The 16851-nt window shown below is 38.8% G+C and carries 14 protein-coding genes; 9 read left to right on the top strand and 5 right to left on the bottom strand.

Annotated features, from left to right (window positions below):
* Nucleotides 1–23 precede the first annotated feature (23 nt).
* From murB to HGD76_RS19140, 4 genes are all read left to right on the top strand, one after another.
* On the top strand, nt 24–1022 hold the full coding sequence (gene murB, locus HGD76_RS19150) for a UDP-N-acetylmuramate dehydrogenase (RefSeq protein WP_168696708.1): 999 nt from the start codon (nt 24–26) through the stop codon (nt 1020–1022).
* Nucleotides 1023–1270: 248 nt separating this feature from the next.
* Nucleotides 1271–1618, top strand: coding sequence for a YbaB/EbfC family nucleoid-associated protein (locus HGD76_RS19145; protein WP_015080378.1), 348 nt, complete (start codon nt 1271–1273; stop codon nt 1616–1618).
* A gap of 114 nt (nt 1619–1732) precedes the next feature.
* Complete coding sequence (locus HGD76_RS26450; protein ID WP_503488465.1) at nt 1733–1897, top strand: DUF8639 family protein; 165 nt, start codon at nt 1733–1735, stop codon at nt 1895–1897.
* Nucleotides 1898–1932: 35 nt separating this feature from the next.
* Nucleotides 1933–3294, top strand: a complete 1362-nt coding sequence (locus HGD76_RS19140) for a helix-hairpin-helix domain-containing protein (RefSeq protein WP_168696707.1) — start codon at nt 1933–1935, stop codon at nt 3292–3294.
* A 481-nt stretch (nt 3295–3775) separates the two neighbouring features.
* Here HGD76_RS19140 and HGD76_RS19135 read toward each other — a convergent pair whose 3' ends face one another.
* The 4 genes from HGD76_RS19135 to HGD76_RS19120 form a co-directional block, all read right to left on the bottom strand.
* The gene (locus HGD76_RS19135) at nt 3776–5371 is read right to left on the bottom strand and encodes a beta-barrel domain-containing protein (protein ID WP_168696706.1); all 1596 of its coding nucleotides are present in this window, start codon (nt 5369–5371) and stop codon (nt 3776–3778) included.
* A 131-nt stretch (nt 5372–5502) separates the two neighbouring features.
* A complete protein-coding gene (locus HGD76_RS19130) occupies nt 5503–8496 on the bottom strand; it encodes a peptidase domain-containing ABC transporter (protein WP_168696705.1) in 2994 nt (997 codons plus the stop codon).
* 56 nt (nt 8497–8552) lie between these two features.
* Entirely contained in the window at nt 8553–9284 is a 732-nt protein-coding gene (locus HGD76_RS19125; protein WP_148765723.1) for a peptidylprolyl isomerase, read from the bottom strand.
* A 639-nt stretch (nt 9285–9923) separates the two neighbouring features.
* Nucleotides 9924–10688 carry a COP23 domain-containing protein gene (locus HGD76_RS19120; protein ID WP_168696704.1) on the bottom strand — a complete coding sequence of 255 codons (765 nt, stop codon included), beginning with the start codon at nt 10686–10688 and terminating at the stop codon, nt 9924–9926.
* 686 nt (nt 10689–11374) lie between these two features.
* Here HGD76_RS19120 and petC point away from each other — a divergent pair.
* The 5 genes from petC (at nt 11375) to HGD76_RS19095 (ending at nt 14631) form a co-directional block, all read left to right on the top strand.
* Nucleotides 11375–11914, top strand: a complete 540-nt coding sequence (gene petC, locus HGD76_RS19115; RefSeq protein ID WP_168467380.1) for a cytochrome b6-f complex iron-sulfur subunit — start codon at nt 11375–11377, stop codon at nt 11912–11914.
* Nucleotides 11915–12014: 100 nt separating this feature from the next.
* A complete protein-coding gene (locus HGD76_RS19110) occupies nt 12015–12383 on the top strand; it encodes a DsrE family protein (protein ID WP_168467381.1) in 369 nt (122 codons plus the stop codon).
* A gap of 104 nt (nt 12384–12487) precedes the next feature.
* Complete coding sequence (locus tag HGD76_RS19105; RefSeq protein WP_168467158.1) at nt 12488–12994, top strand: rhodanese-like domain-containing protein; 507 nt, start codon at nt 12488–12490, stop codon at nt 12992–12994.
* A gap of 109 nt (nt 12995–13103) precedes the next feature.
* On the top strand, nt 13104–13904 hold the full coding sequence (locus tag HGD76_RS19100) for a type 1 glutamine amidotransferase (RefSeq protein ID WP_407644790.1): 801 nt from the start codon (nt 13104–13106) through the stop codon (nt 13902–13904).
* 163 nt (nt 13905–14067) lie between these two features.
* Nucleotides 14068–14631 carry a GAF domain-containing protein gene (locus HGD76_RS19095; RefSeq protein ID WP_210967659.1) on the top strand — a complete coding sequence of 188 codons (564 nt, stop codon included), beginning with the start codon at nt 14068–14070 and terminating at the stop codon, nt 14629–14631.
* 27 nt (nt 14632–14658) lie between these two features.
* Here the strand turns inward: HGD76_RS19095 and topA are convergent, their stop codons facing one another.
* On the bottom strand, nt 14659–16845 hold the full coding sequence (topA, locus tag HGD76_RS19090) for a type I DNA topoisomerase (RefSeq protein ID WP_168696703.1): 2187 nt from the start codon (nt 16843–16845) through the stop codon (nt 14659–14661).
* Nucleotides 16846–16851: the final 6 nt, after the last annotated feature.

Genomic DNA, 16851 nt, shown 5'->3' with positions numbered 1-16851 from the left:
AAAAATTACCAATTTAAGTAAAGATGATAACTTCCCAGGGATTTAGCAAAATCTGCAAATTTTCTGATTTGACTCCACAACTACAAACTAAAGATGATGTGGATAATAGCAAATTAATTTACTTACCAGGAACTGATTGTCCGCTCAAAACCCATACTTCCTTGTCGGCATTTACTTCTTATCGGGTGGGAGGAGAGGCTGAATGCTATGTTTCTCCCCGCGATTTAGGAGCGTTGCAAGCAAGTATTGAATACGCCAAAGAGAATGATTTAGCAGTCACAATACTAGGTGCTGGTTCTAACTTGTTGGTGAGCGATCGCGGTATCCCCGGTTTAGTCATCGCTACTCGTCATCTCCGGTCTAAAAACTTTGATCCAGCTACAGGTCAATTAACTGTATCCGCGGGAGAGCCTATCCCTAGTTTAGCATGGGACGCAGCGGCTTTGGGATGGGAAGGATTAGAATGGGCTGTGGGTATTCCTGGAACTTTGGGCGGTGCGGTGGTGATGAATGCTGGAGCGCATAATAGCTGTATCGCAGATATGTTAGTTAGCGCTCAAGTTCTTTCTCCAGATGGAACTTTGGTAACTCTCACCCCAGAAGAATTAGGCTACAGATACCGAAGTTCACTACTACAAGGTGGTAAGCGGGTTGTGACTCAAGCCACCTTCCAACTGCAACCAGGAGCAGATCCGGTGCAAGTGACAGCTAGAACTAAGGAACATAAAAAACACCGCCTCAGCACCCAACCTTACAGCTATCCTAGTTGTGGCAGTGTGTTTAGAAATCCTAAACCTTATACTGCTGGTTGGTTAATTGAACAAACCGGACTCAAAGGTTATCAATTAGGGGGAGCGCAAGTTGCCCAACTCCATGCTAATTTTATTGTCAATCGGGGAGGAGCTAAAGCCAGTGATATTTTCTGCCTCATTCGTCATATTCAACATGAGGTACAAGAACGCTGGTCAATTTGGCTAGAACCAGAAGTGAAAATGTTGGGTGAGTTTCAAGTAGTTGCTTAAAGGCAAGAGGCAAAAGGCAAAAGGCAAAAGGCAAAAGGCAAGAGGCAGGGATTTTCTCTATTAAACATCTCCGAAAATGAATGTAGAGACGTTCTATAGAACGTCTCTACAAGGGTTTCAAACCACGCACATTTAATTACCGGAGATGCCTATTACCAATTACCAATTACCAATTACCCATCACCAATTACTCATCGCATCTATAATTGAATTTGATTTGTAAGTAATCGTACGGCGGATAACCAGTTATGGCAGAAAAAGGACAGGGATTTGGCTTTGGCTTAGGCAAAATGAAAGAATTAGCGGAAGCGTTTAAAAAAGCCCAACAGGTTCAAGAAGGTGCAAAGCGTCTTCAAGAAGAATTGGAGAAAATGGAGATTCTGGGAGAATCTGGTGGTGGACTTGTTAAAGTTATTGTCAGTGGTAACCAAGAACCCAAACGGGTGGAAATTGCTCCATCTGCTTTAGAAGAAGGTGCAGAAGTGCTTTCTGATTTGGTAGCTGCGGCCATGAAAGATGCCTATCAAAAGTCTACCGAAACCATGCGGGAACGGATGGAAGATTTAACCAGTGGACTGGAATTACCTGGAATGTAGTCATTAGTTAATAGTCAGTGGTCAGTAGTATAAAACAACTGGCGACTGACACAAAAATTAAATCAAATTTAATAGAGAAACTTCAGCAGATGGAAATTCATTAAATATATTCCTATGAATGACAAACTCCAGACCGAAAAAGATCAGCTCCACGCAAGCACTAATATAGAGATCAATCAAGAAACAGAAAAGGAAGAGGTTCTCTGTCCCCATTGTCAACGCACTGCTACGAACGGTATTAAATGTAAAGGTATTTGTGTGGCTGATAATGGCTATTAAGATGTAAATAAATAAATTTTGCCAAGCTAAGTAATATGGTTAAAATAGTTTCCCGTACTTATGTAGGTCAAGCCAATGTTTATGATATTGGTGTGGAAAATGACCATAATTTTGTGATTAAAAATGGTTTTATCGCTGCCAATTGTTTTAATAAATCCCACTCGACGGCTTACGCTTATGTAACTTATCAAACATCATATTTAAAAGCAAATTACCCATTGGAATATATGGCGGCACTGTTAACCGCGAACAGTGGGGATACGGACAAGGTGCGGAAGTATCTTGATAACTGTTCTAATATGGGGATTGTGATTGATGCACCTGATGTGAATCGTTCTGGTTTAGATTTTACCCCGGCAGGTGAGAAGATTTTATTTGGATTTTCGGCAGTGCGGAATGTGGGACAAAATGCGATCGCCTCAATTTTAGAAGCCAGGGAAGAATCAGGGGAATTAGTCCCATTTAAATCTTTGGCGGATTTTTGCGATCGCGTTGATTTACGTGCCATGAATCGGCGTACTTTAGAATCATTAATTAACTGCGGAGCTTTTGACAAAATTCAAGCTAATCGCAACCAATTAATTCATGATTTAGAATTAGTTTATGAGTGGGCGCAATCCCGTGCTAGAGACAAAGCTAGTGGACAGGGAAATATATTTGACTTATTAGGAGGTGGATTTGCAGGTAATAATAATCAACCCCAAAAGAATGCTTATGAATCTGCACCTAAAGCTCCTCCTGTTAATGATTTACCACCCCAAGAAAAATTACGAATGGAAAAAGAATTATTAGGATTTTATCTCTCAGATCATCCTCTTAAATCTATCAGACAATCATCCTCAGTCCTTGCACCTATTAACCTGGCACAATTGGGAGAACAAAAAGATGATGCTATTCTTTGTGCAGTAGTAATGTTGAATAATGTAAAAAAGGTTGTCACCAAAAAAGGTGACTCTATGGCAATTTTGCAAGTTGAAGATTTATCTGGATCTTCGGAAGCTGTCGTTTTTCCTAAAACCTATGAGCGCATTAGTTCCGTTTTAGAAGTTGATGCCAGATTAATTATTTGGGGTAAAATAGATCGCCGTGATGATCAAGTTCAATTTATCCTAGAAGACGCAGAAACTGTCGAAACAGTAACAATGATTTTAGTGGAACTGAGTCCACAACAAGCCGGGACAATTGAAGAGCAACATCGTCTAAATACAATTCTCAAATCACAAGCTGGGGATAAGGATAAATCAAGAATACCTGTAATTGGTATTGTTCAAGCCGGAAGTCACCGGGAAATTGTCCGCTTTGGGAGACAGTTTTGGGTACAAGATTCAGGAACAGCAGTGCAAGCATTACAAAACGGTAAATTCCGCGCTGATATCAAACAACTAACCAGCGGTTAAAGCATAATAGACATCTGGTGAGAATTAAATGTACGTGACTTTAAACCCTTGTAGAGACGTTCCATGGAACGTCTCTACGATCTTTTTCGGAGATGTCTAATATATCAGTTAGTTTTTCGTCACCTAAAAATCTGCTTTGTAGAATCTTTCCTAAATTAATCTATTTCTCTGCTTAATCTTAGAAAAATAGGAATTACGCAAAATTTGGCTGAAAACTCTCTTCTTGCGTAGCGATAATTTATGAATTACCGCTACTTGTGTTCTATTTTGTTTAATTCCTAAAAAACTAACATCGTAAGCATTCAGCCGTCAGCTATCAGCAAGAGTTGAATTGATAAGCATTCTGAATATTAATTACTGATGTCAGTTTTCCTATTTCAAAACCCCTAAAATCCAGTTTTAGCTGACTGCTGACGACTGATAGCTGAATGCTTACCTAACATCTAATTAGGGCTTGCTGAATAATTAATTTCAACAATCCCTAACGAACCTCATTCAAACTCTCGATTTGCTTTGTAAACATCTCTGTAAACAAACTCATCACTGTCCGTTCTTCCCGGACTTTAATATTAGCAGTAATAGACATCCCCGACTGTAAGGATATCTTTCTTTCTTGATTGGTGAGACTTAATTGTTGTTTATCTAACTTGATTTTGGCTGGGAATCTATAAAATTGATGGTTTTGATCTGGAGGTAAAGCATCTGAACCGATATCAATTAATTTACCCTTAATATCACCAAATTCACTAAAGGGAAAGGAGTCAATTCTCACATCTACATTCATTCCTTTCCTGACAAAACCAATATCTTTATTGGTGATGAAAACTTCCGCTATTAGACTATCTTTAGGGACAATTTGCAGTAACTTTTGGGTAGAATTAGCAACAAAACCGGGATTTTTAGCTTGTAAATCAAAAACTACACCTCCCACTGGAGCGCGAAGTTCTTGATATTTAACATTTAATTGTGTTTGCGATATTTTGCTATTGACATCTGCTAAACGCTGTTCATTGTCTAAAATAATCTTCATGAATTGACTATCAATTTCCGCAATCCGTTGTTTGTTACTACCTATTTTCTCCAAAATAGTCTTATCAGAACTAGCAACTGTATTGGTTGATTGCTGTTTTCCTTTATCAATATCGAATTTTAGACGTTTTTCTTCTTCTTGTAATTGTGATATTTCCGCTTTGAGAGTTTGTACCTGTTGTTGTTGGTTAAGATATTGCAGTTTAGAAATACCACCTTCTTCAGCTAAGGTTTTAAGACTAACTAAAATCTGACTTTGAATTGCTAAACCATTTTTAGTATCTTGGAGTTTAAATTCTGTTTGAGAAAGTTGCTTTCTGGTTTTTTCAACTTCCAACTCTGCGGCTTTGGAACGAGATGCTAATTCTGTTTTCGCAACTGCTAGTAGTTGTTGTTCATCAATTCCTGTCCCTGCTGCTCCCGGTAAATTTCTTAATTGAGAACGTAATAATTCATTTTCTGCTACTAAGGAAGCGCGACTTTTGAGCAGAAAAGCTGATTCTCCCGGTAGTTTACTGCGTAAAAATGCTATTTCAGCATCTATTCCGGTACTTGCTCCCATTAAGCGCCGATAGATATTGTTTTCCTGAATTAAAGCCACACGAATTTTATTCAATGAATTTAATTCGGCTAGGGTCGCAATAGAATCAAAGGTTAATAATAAATCTCCTGTTTTTACCTGTTGTCCATCTTTTACATACAGTGACTTCACAACCCCATTAACAGGAGCTTGCACATCTTTAACTGTTCCTTCTGGTTTTAATTGTCCTGTTGCGGGAACTACTTGTTCAATTTTCGCTAAACAAGCCCAAATAATTCCAAAACAAGCCAATCCCATGAGAGTAATCATGATGGTTCGTGACCAAATTGGGGATTGACGGAGAACTACAGATTGCTCGAAGTTATCAAAATTGAAGTCGGGTTTTGGCTGTTTGGGAGTGGGTTTGGGCGATGTTAATACTTGTGCATCTCTATGGGATGCTCTCCCATTTCCGTTACCCTTTCCATTGCCATTTCCGTTGGTGTAATTACCATTAATTTGAGTCATAATAAGTTTAGATTTTGGATTTTAGATTGAATATTTAGTGGTGCGTAATTTTATCTTTAATCAGTTATCAGTTGAATCTTATAGAAACAACTGACAGGGTTTAGCACTGCTAAACCCCTACAACTGACAAATTACAAGTTTACTTCCTGTTGTTGATAAAGATAGAAATAATGACCTTTAGCTGCCATAAGTTCTTGATGACTACCTTGTTCTATCATTCTACTATTATCCATGACGACGATAGTATCGGCATTACTAACAGTATTCAAACGGTGGGTAATGAAGAAGACTGTATTACCTTTAAAAGCGCGAGCTAAGTTCAGACCAATTTGCTTTTCTGTCGGATAATCTAGGGCGCTGGTGGCTTCATCTAAAACTAATATTTTAGGTCTTTGCAGGACAGAACGAGCGATCGCAATTCTCTGTCTTTGTCCACCAGAAAGGGCTGATCCCCGTTCCCCAACTCTTGTATTATAACCATTGGGCAAGGTCATAATAAATTCATGTGCAACAGCAATTTCTGCGGCTTCAATGATTTCTTCCGTTGTGGCATCAGGATTTGTTAAGGCAATATTTTCTTGAACTGTGCCATCGAATAAGAGCGTATCTTGGGGAACTACACCAATTTGCCGCCGCAGCGAATAAAGTTCGACTTTGGCAATGTCGTAACCATCAACTAAAATTCTCCCAGATTCTGTGTCATAAAGTCTGAGCAGTAATTTCATCATTGTACTTTTTCCTGAACCACTTTGCCCGACAATGCCCACAAATTTACCTGGGGCAAATTCGACGGTGACATTGCTGAGTTGTAGTGGTCCGCTGGCAGCAAATCGGAAGGAAACGTTTTCATATTTAACAGCACCGTTTACAGCAGGAAGGGGAATATTATTCCGATCTATTTCTGCCTCTTGTGGTGTGTCCACAATATCACTTAATCGTTCTAAGGATAAACCAGTTTCTTGGAAGTTTTGCCAGATTTGCGCCAACCGTAAGATCGGGGTGGTAACGTAACTAGAAATAATCCGAAAGGCAATTAATTCTCCTAATGTTAATTCTCCTTGCAAAACTAAATAAGCTCCCACCCACAAAACTAATAAACTACTAAGTTTGCTGAGAAACTGACTGGTTGAATTAGCTAATGTGGAAGTGATCACAGTTTTAAAACCGGCAGCGACAAACTTGGCATATTTCTTTTGCCAAGAAAACCGGGAGCGTAATTCAATATTTTGGGCTTTAACTGTTTGAATACCTGACATAACCTCAACCAAATAAGATTGAGTTTCGGCATTACGTTCAGCTTTGGTTCTTAATTGTCTACTCACTGTGGGAGCAGCGATTAATGTCACTACCACAAATAGAGGGATTGTTCCTAATCCGACGAGAGTTAGTTGCCAACTGTAGAACAGCATGACAACTATATAAACAACGGAAAATAGGGCATCTAACACCACTGTTAAAGCCGTACCGGTGAGAAACTGGCGAATATTTTCTAATTCATTAATTCTGGTGGATAGTTCACCAACTGGCCTTTTATCAAAATAGCGCAGTGGTAAACGCAGCAAGTGGTCAATAATTTGTGACCCCAAACTCATATCAATGCGGTTGGTGGTATCTACAAATAGGTAAGTCCGCAAGGTGGTTAATACTGCTTCAAACACCCCCACTGCTAATAGTAATACTCCTAAAATATTTAGGGTACTCACACTATTTTGCACGATGACTTTATCAATAATTAGCTGAATAACTAGAGGATTAGCGAGGGCTGCTAGTTGGACGAAGAAGGAAGCAATAAATACTTCTATCAGCACCCGACGGTAACGCGACAAATAGGGAACAAACCAAGATAAACCAAAGCGTTCTTTAGGTGTTTCTTTAGTCGCGCTCAGTAATAAAATTCTAACTTGTGGTTGTAAGTTAGCGTCATCAGTTTCTAATTCTTCTACCAATTGACTAATTTGGCAGTTGATAATACCTTGAGATGGCAAACCCAAAACTACTGTTTTTCCATCTACTGCATAGAGAACAGCAAAACTGTCACGATAGCGAATTAATGCTGGGGTAGGAATACGATTAATGGAAACAGCAGGAACATCAACTAGCTGGGATTTAAGTCCAATTAGTTCCGATAAATAAGCGCAAACTTGAAAAGATATACTCCCTTGACGCTTAATTTGGTCGTTTAAAATCCGCCGTACTACTTCTTTCCGAAAGGGCATTTCTAAATGCTTGGATAGCATTTGAAAACAAGCCAGACTAGAATCTAATTCTCCTTGTCCCCGGAAAAATGGATAGTTTTGATTTTTTAATGGCTGGTTTGATGTGGTGGGGGGAACAAATTCTGGTTCTTGGGCGTAGGGAATTTCCGAATCTACTCTGCTATCTGATATAGTTTCTAATGTTTCTGATTCGATGGAAATACCATCAAGTAGTGATAGATATTGAGGATTAATGCCCAATAAACGAACAGGAATGTTGCCTTTAACTTCAATTACGTCGGTTTCTAGACGAGAACCAGGTGGGAAATTGGGCAGGGAACTACGACCACTCACAAACCAAATGCGATCGCTGCCTAATTCTTGTAAGGCTGTTTTTCCTGGTGATAAATAATGAATTTTTGCTTCTAATTGAGCCTGTTGGGTAATGTCTTTGAGGTTGTGATTTACTAAAGCTTTTTGTGCTACCTGGGAACTCAAAATATCAAAGATTTCAATTAGGTGACTTTGATTTTGACGAGCTTTCGCAAAGGCTGGATTGCGGTTGATAAATTGCAAATAATCTGCGGCTTTCCAGGTTAAACAGATTACTTCTGTGGAAGCTATGGCAGTTTCACAAGGAAGCTCACGTAACCAAGAAATTTCGCCAATTGTTGCCCCTGGTTGGAGTAATTTTAATGTAATTGGTAATTGGTTTTGGGGATTATATCCCAATAGTCTGACGTTACCTTGATGAAGAATGGCGATCCTTTCTGGTAGTTGTTCTTTACCAATAATTTTTTGTCCTACACGATAACGTAAAGGCTGGAGAATTTGTGATGATAAGAGGTTGTTAATTTCCTCTTTTGATAATTGATCAAATCCTTCAATACTAGCAATGAATTCTTCAAAGTTACTCTGAATATAAGTCATATTGATTGAGTTAGTTATTTCGCTTTGTATTGGCTAAAAGGTTGATATTTGGCGATTTATACGGTCTGAATTTGAAATTTTTGTTCTGTCATTTGTGTTTGTAACCACTGATTAAATCGTTCATTTAGTAACCGTTGTCTTGTGGAACGATCTAATTGGGCTGGGAGTATTTTTTCTAATCGGACAATTACTATCACATTATTAATTTGAGTCGGTGGTGATAGTTGTTGTGGTTGACTTTTGGCAAGGATATTTACCAATGTAGGATGGAGAGATTGTAAATCTATTGGTCCGACTAAGCCATCTGTTTGCGATTCGGGACCTTGAGCATATTCCCGCGCTAATTGGGCAAAGGATTGTTCACCCTCTTGAATACGAAAGTAAATTTCTTGAGCGATCCCAATTTCTGTGGTAGTAATTAGGGAATAAATCACCCTATCTAACTGGCTTTTACGTTGGAAAAAGTAGGAGTTTAAATCCCCTCCCCAAGTTTCCTCTTTAAACTTTTCTAGTTTTAATTGTCGTACCGCCATAATTTTCAACTTTTGGAAACTTTCGCTCTGTGGTTCTAGTCCCTGATATTGTTGGGCTAATTGTTCGCAGGCTAGTTGTTCTTCTTCTGGGGTACAGACAATTTCTGCGATCGCTTGATCAATGAATATTTCTTTCATTAATAGCGGTAATAGCTGATATTCCGATAATAATGATAAAACCTCTGTGGGCTGGAAGATGCGATCGCCTAATTGTAGAACTTGATTCATATTGCTTGTGATCAGGTTTGTTGTCATTGTTAATTTCTTTTGAAAAGATAATATAACTAGATTGTCACTAAGTTATATTTTGGTTAAATTATACAATTTATTACAACTTTACTCTGGATTGGTTTCAGTGTAGTATTTAAATACTAATTATTTGCCAATTACCAAAAGTTGATTTTTTGAATTTAAGTAGGTTGGCGCTAAAAATTGTCGTTATGACAAGGTAACAGGGAAGAGGTTTTGGGTAACTTTACTTTTTGTTATATATTACTCTTCGAGAAGCCGCTCCGGGTCTACGGTTTTTTTCCGTTCACCTACTTAGTCACAGTGTTGATATTTGGATATTATCTTACCAAGTTACCATAAATTGATAAATTTGTCATATCAAACTTATTTACTAGGGAATGGGGCATAATGACGAATTAGCAACCTAAATTAGATAACCAGTCACCTCGGTTATTGCGGACTCTTCACTTACTAACTAATCTTCAAAAATCAATCCAGCCTGAGAAATAATTACAACACCTAATAAGTTAATACAGGACAAAATTATATAAAGGGTAAATTTAATTTCTCTAAAAAGGTAAATATAATCACAAAAATACTGTAAGGGCAAACCCCCCGTGGTTGCCCGGAGTTGTGGTTGCCCAAAATCGGAGACAAACTTAGTTAACGAAATTTGCTAGGATTTAGACGGCTGGGAGCTTGGCGTGTGGTATTGGTATTACGTCTAATTTCTACTCCATTTCTCAGTTTTCCGCCTGTACCACCGTCTTTAGGATCAAGATAAGGTTTCAAATTAATGCCCTGTTTAGCAGAACTCACCTGATTTTTACCACCTAAAAGCGTTTGTCCCAGGCTATACAAGCTATCTCCATTACCTCTGTTACGATTGGTGTAGGTATTAACGGCAATAGTCTGTTGTCCACTATCAGCGGTAGTTAGGTTTTGGAATACACTATTGCGAATAGTATAGGGATCTTTACCACGGGGTACTGTCAAGACAATTCGACAATTGGGCTGAGATTCAGTGGTGACACAGATAATATTTTCGCTATTTTCTACAGCTATTTGTAATTCTTGTAATCCATCGGGGCGATATAATTCTAAACGGCCGGCGATCGTTTCACAACGTCTTTGAGCATCCCAATTCCCGCCTAAAGTTTGAGGTGCAGCCCAAGCAAAATATTGTCCAGGTTGACTTTGGGGCTGATACATGACCGTAGGTTGTCCATTCTTATATTGACAACTAAACCTTTTACTACTGTCAACTGTGGTGGAAGTTGGTATGGTGGTTGATGAGCCTGATGGAACTGTAGTAGAACCTGATGGAACTGTAGGCACAACAACTTGAGCAAAAGCTACAGTATTACCAAAAAAGACAGAACAACCAAGACTACTCAACAATAAAAACCGAAGTGATTGTAATGACATAAATATAACCTCTGTTAGAAACAGGTAAATAGCTGATATCTCTATTGACGGAGAATATATTTTTTTGATTCATTAACAATACCTGTTTTTTTATTTTTAGTATACATAGCAGAAACCGCTACAAGCTACGAAGGATTATCAGCAGCTTACAGCGGTTTCTCGATTAGGTTGTAGTTCAATACAAAAATATAGAAGTGGACTTGACAAGCAATCAATTAAATTCGATTTAAATTACGCTTCCCTTATTTCTAATGGGCAGGCACTTCTGGCTGTGAGTTCAACACCTCCAATAACAATTTGGTGAGATTTAGGCGAAAAAACTTTGACAGGAAGCTAAAATCTAAAACTGATTGCCGGGACATTAGAGCAGGAGGCACAAACTCTAATGAAAAGTTTGGATTTAAGGTTTGACTTTTAACCTTTTTGTACCATACCCTTAATCTAGCACGAGTTTTTTTCTTTGTGTTGTCTGTTTACTAAACTTGAAATTCGTTAATATATTGCAACAATTCAGAAATTTTTCTGAGAAAAAATTCCTCACACATCTAGTCCTCTTGATTTTCCATTTCCTACCTTGAGAGTGATTTCATGAATTAAAACGGAATGCTATAAATAACAGCAGTACCATCATGTTTTCATTTCAAGGCACTCAACACTTATATATTGCAATCAAGAGGTATAAAATAATGACAGATAGTCTTTCTCTACAAATAGAAAGTCCCTCAATGTCGAGACGACAATTACTCAATTTTCTTACAGGTGCAGTTGTTGCCACTACAGCCGGCAGCGTATTGTATCCTGCGGCTAAATTCTTTGTTGCCCCCACAGAAGTGGGTGGAGATGGTTCTATCCTCGCCAAGGATATTCATGGAAATCTCATTCCTTCTAGCCAGATTTTAGCTGAACCCGTTGGCACTCGTGCTTTAGTTGCAGGTTTAGCAACAGAACCTACTTACCTCACAATCCAATCAGATGCTACTCTGCATCCTTGGGGAATTGTTGATATCTGTACCCATTTGGGTTGTACCTTTCCTTGGAATCCCAATGACAACCAATTTCAATGTCCCTGTCATGGTTCTCGTTATGATCCTGATGGCAGAGTAATAAGAGGTCCTGCACCTCTTCCCCTCAAGCTTGTTGGCGTTAACTTGGAAGGTGAGTATATCCGCATTTCTCCCTGGACAGAAATAGACCCCCGGACTGGTGAAAAACCTTGGTGGATTTAGTAATTTAATTTATCCTCAATGGTTTCGGGACTAAATACCACAGATAACAGTGCCATCAAGTTGCATGGTGACAGCAGTTTAAACTTGCAGGAGAGAAAAAATGGAAACTACAGTTAAGGATGGAGTCTTTATTCATATTAGTCGAGGAACAGAAGACCCCCACCGGGTATTGATGGCATTAACTCTAGCTGAAAAAATGTCTGAGGATAAAGATGTGCTAGTTTTTTTTGATATTCAAGGTGTAGAAGTTGCTCTTAAAGATGAGAAAGTAATTGAATTTAGGGAGTTTGAATCAGCGCAAACTTTGTTAAACAAGCTGATTAAAAAAGGGATTTTGATCTACGTCTGTCCGATGTGTTTAAAAGCAGCTAATCACCAACTAGAAGATTTGATGGAAGGGGTAAAATTAGCTCAAAAAGAAGCTTTCTTTAATTTTACTCAAGGACGTATTTTGTCTTTGAACTATTAAGACAACTGACTAATTGCTAATTTGTAATAATGATACAAGTGCCTTAGTTCATTTTAACTATTCACTCAATCTTTTTGTGGATTACTCTCAAGAAATAATAATTCATGAAAATTCGACTTTGTTTAACTGTAATTCTATCGAGTTTCTGCATATTTATTTGTGCCTTTTTTGGTGTTACCTATAACTCATCAGCCGTAGCATTGCCTTTATCACCAACGCAGAAAATCGCAGTAATAGATACTTCTAATGCTGAAGAGCTAACAACAGTGGATAATTACCTCAAATCCATACCTGGAAACTATTACACAGTAGGGAAAGTGGAAGAGTTGCAACAGTTGTTGAAACAAAATCATATTTTTCTGGTGGATGTCAGAGAACCTTTTGAGTATGAATCGGGTCATATTGGTAATGCTATCAATATTCCTTTGCGGACATTGGTGCAAAACCTCGACAAGATCCCGAAAAAACAGCCTGTAGTAGTTTACTGTTCCGCTGGTTATCGTTCCGCAATGGCGGTTATGTCTTTACACTTGTTGGGCTATGAGAATGTGCGAGGTTTCCCACCCAGCATGAATGGTTGGAAAGCAGCTAATACAGCATTGGTAAAATAACTAACCATTAAAAATTCCTAAAAAGCCTGTTTAATCTGCTTTTTTAATGATTAGTTTTTAACTTATTCCCTACTAACGTTATAGTAAAGGTTTTATAAGTTATAAACCGATGGAAATTATTATTGGTTGGCTATATCCCAAGTTGATGAGTACCTATGGCGATCGCGGAAATGTGATCACTATTCAACGCCGCGCTCAATGGCGGGGGTATAATGTGATCGTATTACCCTTGGATCAAGACTCTACCGCTGAGGATATAAAATCAGTAGATGTAATTGTTGGTGGGGGCGCACAAGACCGTCAGCAAGAAATTGTCATGCGGGATTTACAAGGGGCAAAAGCGGAGGCAATGCGTGATAAAATCGAACATGGAACGCCGGGAGTTTTTACCTGTGGTTCTCCCCAATTGCTAGGAAATTATTATGAACCAGCCTTTGGACAAAGAATTGAAGGTTTGGGAATTTTGGATTTAGTTTCTATTCATCCTGGTGAAAATACGAAAAGATGTATTGGTAACTTAGTGATAGAAGTTACAGCTTCACGATTGGCACAGGAAATAGAAGCAATGACAGGGACAAAACCTTATTTAGTCGGGTTTGAAAATCACGGTGGCCGGACGACATTAGGGCAGGTGGAAGCTTTGGGGCGTGTGGTGTATGGTTTGGGGAATAATGGAGAAGATGGCACAGAAGGAGCGTTTTATCAAAATGCGATCGCTACCTATTCCCACGGGCCATTATTACCCAAAAATCCTTTCGTTGCTGATTGGTTAATTCAAACCGCGTTAAGGTTAAAATATCAGCAAGAAATCAAACTTTCCCCGTTAGATGATACCTTGGCAATACAGGGACGGGAAGCAATGTTTAAACGCTTAAAAGTGAATTCACCCAGTGTAGCTGGAGTTATTTAGAAACATGGGTAATGGGTAATTACCAATCATCCATTACCAATCACCAATTACCAGCCTAATAAACTACATTATTTTTTTATAAAATAAGAACGATTTTCGGTAAAATGTCTGATAAGTTACTATAGAAATCCGAAATTGTTTAGTTAGTCATTATTTTAAATCTGTGCAACTTCCTTTCGACTCCGCTCAAGGTAAACCTTCTTTCCCAGAATTTGAAAATCGCTCAAGTTACCACCCCAATCAGGGTTTGCGAAAATTACTTAATCGTCTTGTCATCAAAATGCAACGGGATGAACTGATCAGACAAACGACAAATCACCTGAGAGAATCACTTCAGGCTAATCGTGTAGTATTGTATTATTTCTATGAACAATGGCAAGGGCAGGTAACATTTGAATCATTGAGTGCTGATGAATATTCGATTCTTGGTTTTACCGGACCAAGCGGTTGTTTTAACCATGAATATGCTGCTTTGTACTTAGAAGGAAGAGTAAGAGCGATCGCTGATATAGAATTAGAAGCAATTCAGGATTGTCACCGTGATTTTCTTCGCAGTATGCAAGTTCGCGCTAATTTGGTAGTACCAATTTTGATACCAAGAGGATTATGGGGACTATTAGTAGCACATCATTGTCAAAGTTCCCGTAATTGGACTGTAGCAGATATTGAACTAATGCAAACAGCAGCGCGAACTTTAGCCACAGACTCTAACATTTTAAAGAGTTAAAAATCAAATCCATTAATTCATCCGCGTTTATCTGCGTTCATCTGCGTTTAAATCATTTAAATTCCCAAATTTAGGACTCCACCATCCTTTTGCAGTATGAAAATAAGCCACATCCTTATGTTTGGTATCCTTCCATGAATCCTGACCAGAACACCGCAGCATAGTTTTATTTTGCCCATCTTTGAGGTAACTGTATTCCTCCAAAGGTTTCTTGCATACAGGACAGGGATATGCAGTGATTTTTGCTGAAGGTTTGGGAGCATTTTCATCTGCAGATGTTTTAGTTTTCGGTGCTTCCCACTTTTTGTGAAAATCACTCCAAAATAGCACAATGTTTTCGCAACCACTCACACATTTAAGAAAGTATTTCTTTTTAACTTTACTGCTGGGAATTTTCGCTAAACAGTTCTTACAATCAGGACAACGAGTTTTTGAAGTTTCATATTTACGCTCAACAAAATTATCGTTTTTACCTGTAGTTGATGAATTAACAACCACAGTTTTAGCTTTGGAAAGTGCAGGAACAAAATAACTTTGATTCCAAGTAGTTAGGTAATGTTGCCAAGAGTTTTTTCCTTCAGAAATTGCATCTAAGGCATCTTCCATTTTAGCAGTAAATTCCGCTTCTAATAAATCTGGTAAAGCCTTTTGTAAAAATTCATCAACCTCTAAACCCAAAGCTGTGGGTTGAAGATTATCTTTTTTCAACTCCACATAATTGCGTTTCTTTAAAGTAGCAATTGTCGGAGCATAAGTGCTAGGACGACCAATTCCTTTACGTTCCATTAATTGGACAAGTTTGGGTTCGCTATATCTGGGTGGTGGTTGGGTTTGTTTCTGGTCATGTCCAGCTTTGGCTAAAGTTAGGATTTGTCCCTGTTGCAATAAAGGTAAAACGGCATCTTTGCTCAGATTCAGCCAATATTTTGCATAACCGTAAAATTCAATTACCTGCCCTCTAGCTTGCCATAAGATATTACCTGATTTCGTAATTACCAACGTTTTACGAAGTTGTGCCGGACGACATTGGGAAGCGATCGCTCTTTTCCAAATCATCACATATAGGTTAAACTCATCTTCAGGTAATTCTGCCCGCAATTGCACCGAAGGACGAAAGACATCTGTGGGACGAATAGCCTCATGTGCTTCCTGAGCCGTTTTACTACTGCGCTGCTTGGCTACTTGCTGGGGGACATTCTCAGGGTCATTTTGTTCCAACCATTGACGCGCACTAGCACAAAATTCAGGACTCAACATCACTGAATCGGTTCGCATATATGTAATTAATCCTGCCTCATATAGCTTTTGTGCCACCTGCATGGTTTTGTCAGGGGAAAATTTCAACTTTGAACCGGCAGCTTGTTGGAGGGTAGAGGTGGTAAATGGTGGAGGGGGTTGACGATAAACGAGTTTCCCTTCTAAGTGAATAATTTGATGTGGATGACGTTTTGCTTCCTCAACTAATCTGTTTGCTTCTGCTTCCGAGAGAACGCGCTTAGATTCAGGTTTTTCTGGGTTGTTACTAGCTGCATCATCATGAGTTTCTGTTTCTGGTTCTGATGTTTCTTTCTCAGTATTTGCCGTACCTTTGTAAAAAGCCCGAAATCCTTCTTGATAATCTACCCACACACTCCAATAATCTTGGGGGACAAAAGCCAGAATTTCTCTTTCGCGCTGACAAATGAGGTGTAATGTGGCGCTTTGAACTCTACCTACACTTTTTGCCCCGTTATTTAATGCCCAAACCAGGGGACTACCTTTGTAACCTACCAACTTATCAAGACAATCTCGACATAATCCGGCACCGATTAAATTAGTGTCAAGTTTTCGGGGGTGTGCGATCGCATTTCGCACCGCTGATGGTGTAATCTCAGTATAAACGACTCGTTTGGGGTCTTTTAATCCTAACGTTTCTTTAAGATGCCAAGCAATGGTTTCTCCTTCTCTGTCTGGGTCTGTAGCTAAAACTACTTCATCAACTTGCCTAACAGCGGCTTTTAATTGTTGAATTGTTTCTTTTGCCCGTTGGTCACGGGGGATATAATTGCAGCGAACAGTATTACCATCCATTGTAAATCCTAGTGAATCATCACCCTCATTACTGAGTTCGCGGATATGTCCACAACTAGCGCGGACAATCCAATCTGCACCGAGAATTTGACTCAGTTTTTTGACTTTTCCGGGAGATTCAACCACTAGGAGACGTTTGGGCATAGCATT

This window comes from Dolichospermum flos-aquae CCAP 1403/13F, assembly GCF_012516395.1.
GTDB lineage: Bacteria > Cyanobacteriota > Cyanobacteriia > Cyanobacteriales > Nostocaceae > Dolichospermum > Dolichospermum lemmermannii.
Note: the sequence above shows the minus strand (reverse complement) of the source record. Positions and strands in the feature narration are given on the sequence as shown.

Excerpts from the sequence above, each read along its gene's own strand:
- HGD76_RS19140 (WP_168696707.1), top strand. The coding sequence starts at position 1,933 with ATGGTTAAAATAGTTTCCCGTACTTATGTAGGTCAAGCCAATGTTTAT.
- HGD76_RS19130 (WP_168696705.1), bottom strand. The coding sequence starts at position 8,496 with ATGACTTATATTCAGAGTAACTTTGAAGAATTCATTGCTAGTATTGAA.
- HGD76_RS19125 (WP_148765723.1), bottom strand. The coding sequence starts at position 9,284 with ATGACAACAAACCTGATCACAAGCAATATGAATCAAGTTCTACAATTA.
- HGD76_RS19135 (WP_168696706.1), bottom strand. The coding sequence starts at position 5,371 with ATGACTCAAATTAATGGTAATTACACCAACGGAAATGGCAATGGAAAG.
- petC (WP_168467380.1), top strand. The coding sequence starts at position 11,375 with ATGACAGATAGTCTTTCTCTACAAATAGAAAGTCCCTCAATGTCGAGA.
- HGD76_RS19110 (WP_168467381.1), top strand. The coding sequence starts at position 12,015 with ATGGAAACTACAGTTAAGGATGGAGTCTTTATTCATATTAGTCGAGGA.
- topA (WP_168696703.1), bottom strand. The coding sequence starts at position 16,845 with ATGCCCAAACGTCTCCTAGTGGTTGAATCTCCCGGAAAAGTCAAAAAA.
- HGD76_RS19100 (WP_407644790.1), top strand. The coding sequence starts at position 13,104 with ATGGAAATTATTATTGGTTGGCTATATCCCAAGTTGATGAGTACCTAT.
- HGD76_RS19145 (WP_015080378.1), top strand. The coding sequence starts at position 1,271 with ATGGCAGAAAAAGGACAGGGATTTGGCTTTGGCTTAGGCAAAATGAAA.
- HGD76_RS19105 (WP_168467158.1), top strand. The coding sequence starts at position 12,488 with ATGAAAATTCGACTTTGTTTAACTGTAATTCTATCGAGTTTCTGCATA.
- HGD76_RS19120 (WP_168696704.1), bottom strand. The coding sequence starts at position 10,688 with ATGTCATTACAATCACTTCGGTTTTTATTGTTGAGTAGTCTTGGTTGT.
- murB (WP_168696708.1), top strand. The coding sequence starts at position 24 with ATGATAACTTCCCAGGGATTTAGCAAAATCTGCAAATTTTCTGATTTG.
- HGD76_RS26450 (WP_503488465.1), top strand. The coding sequence starts at position 1,733 with ATGAATGACAAACTCCAGACCGAAAAAGATCAGCTCCACGCAAGCACT.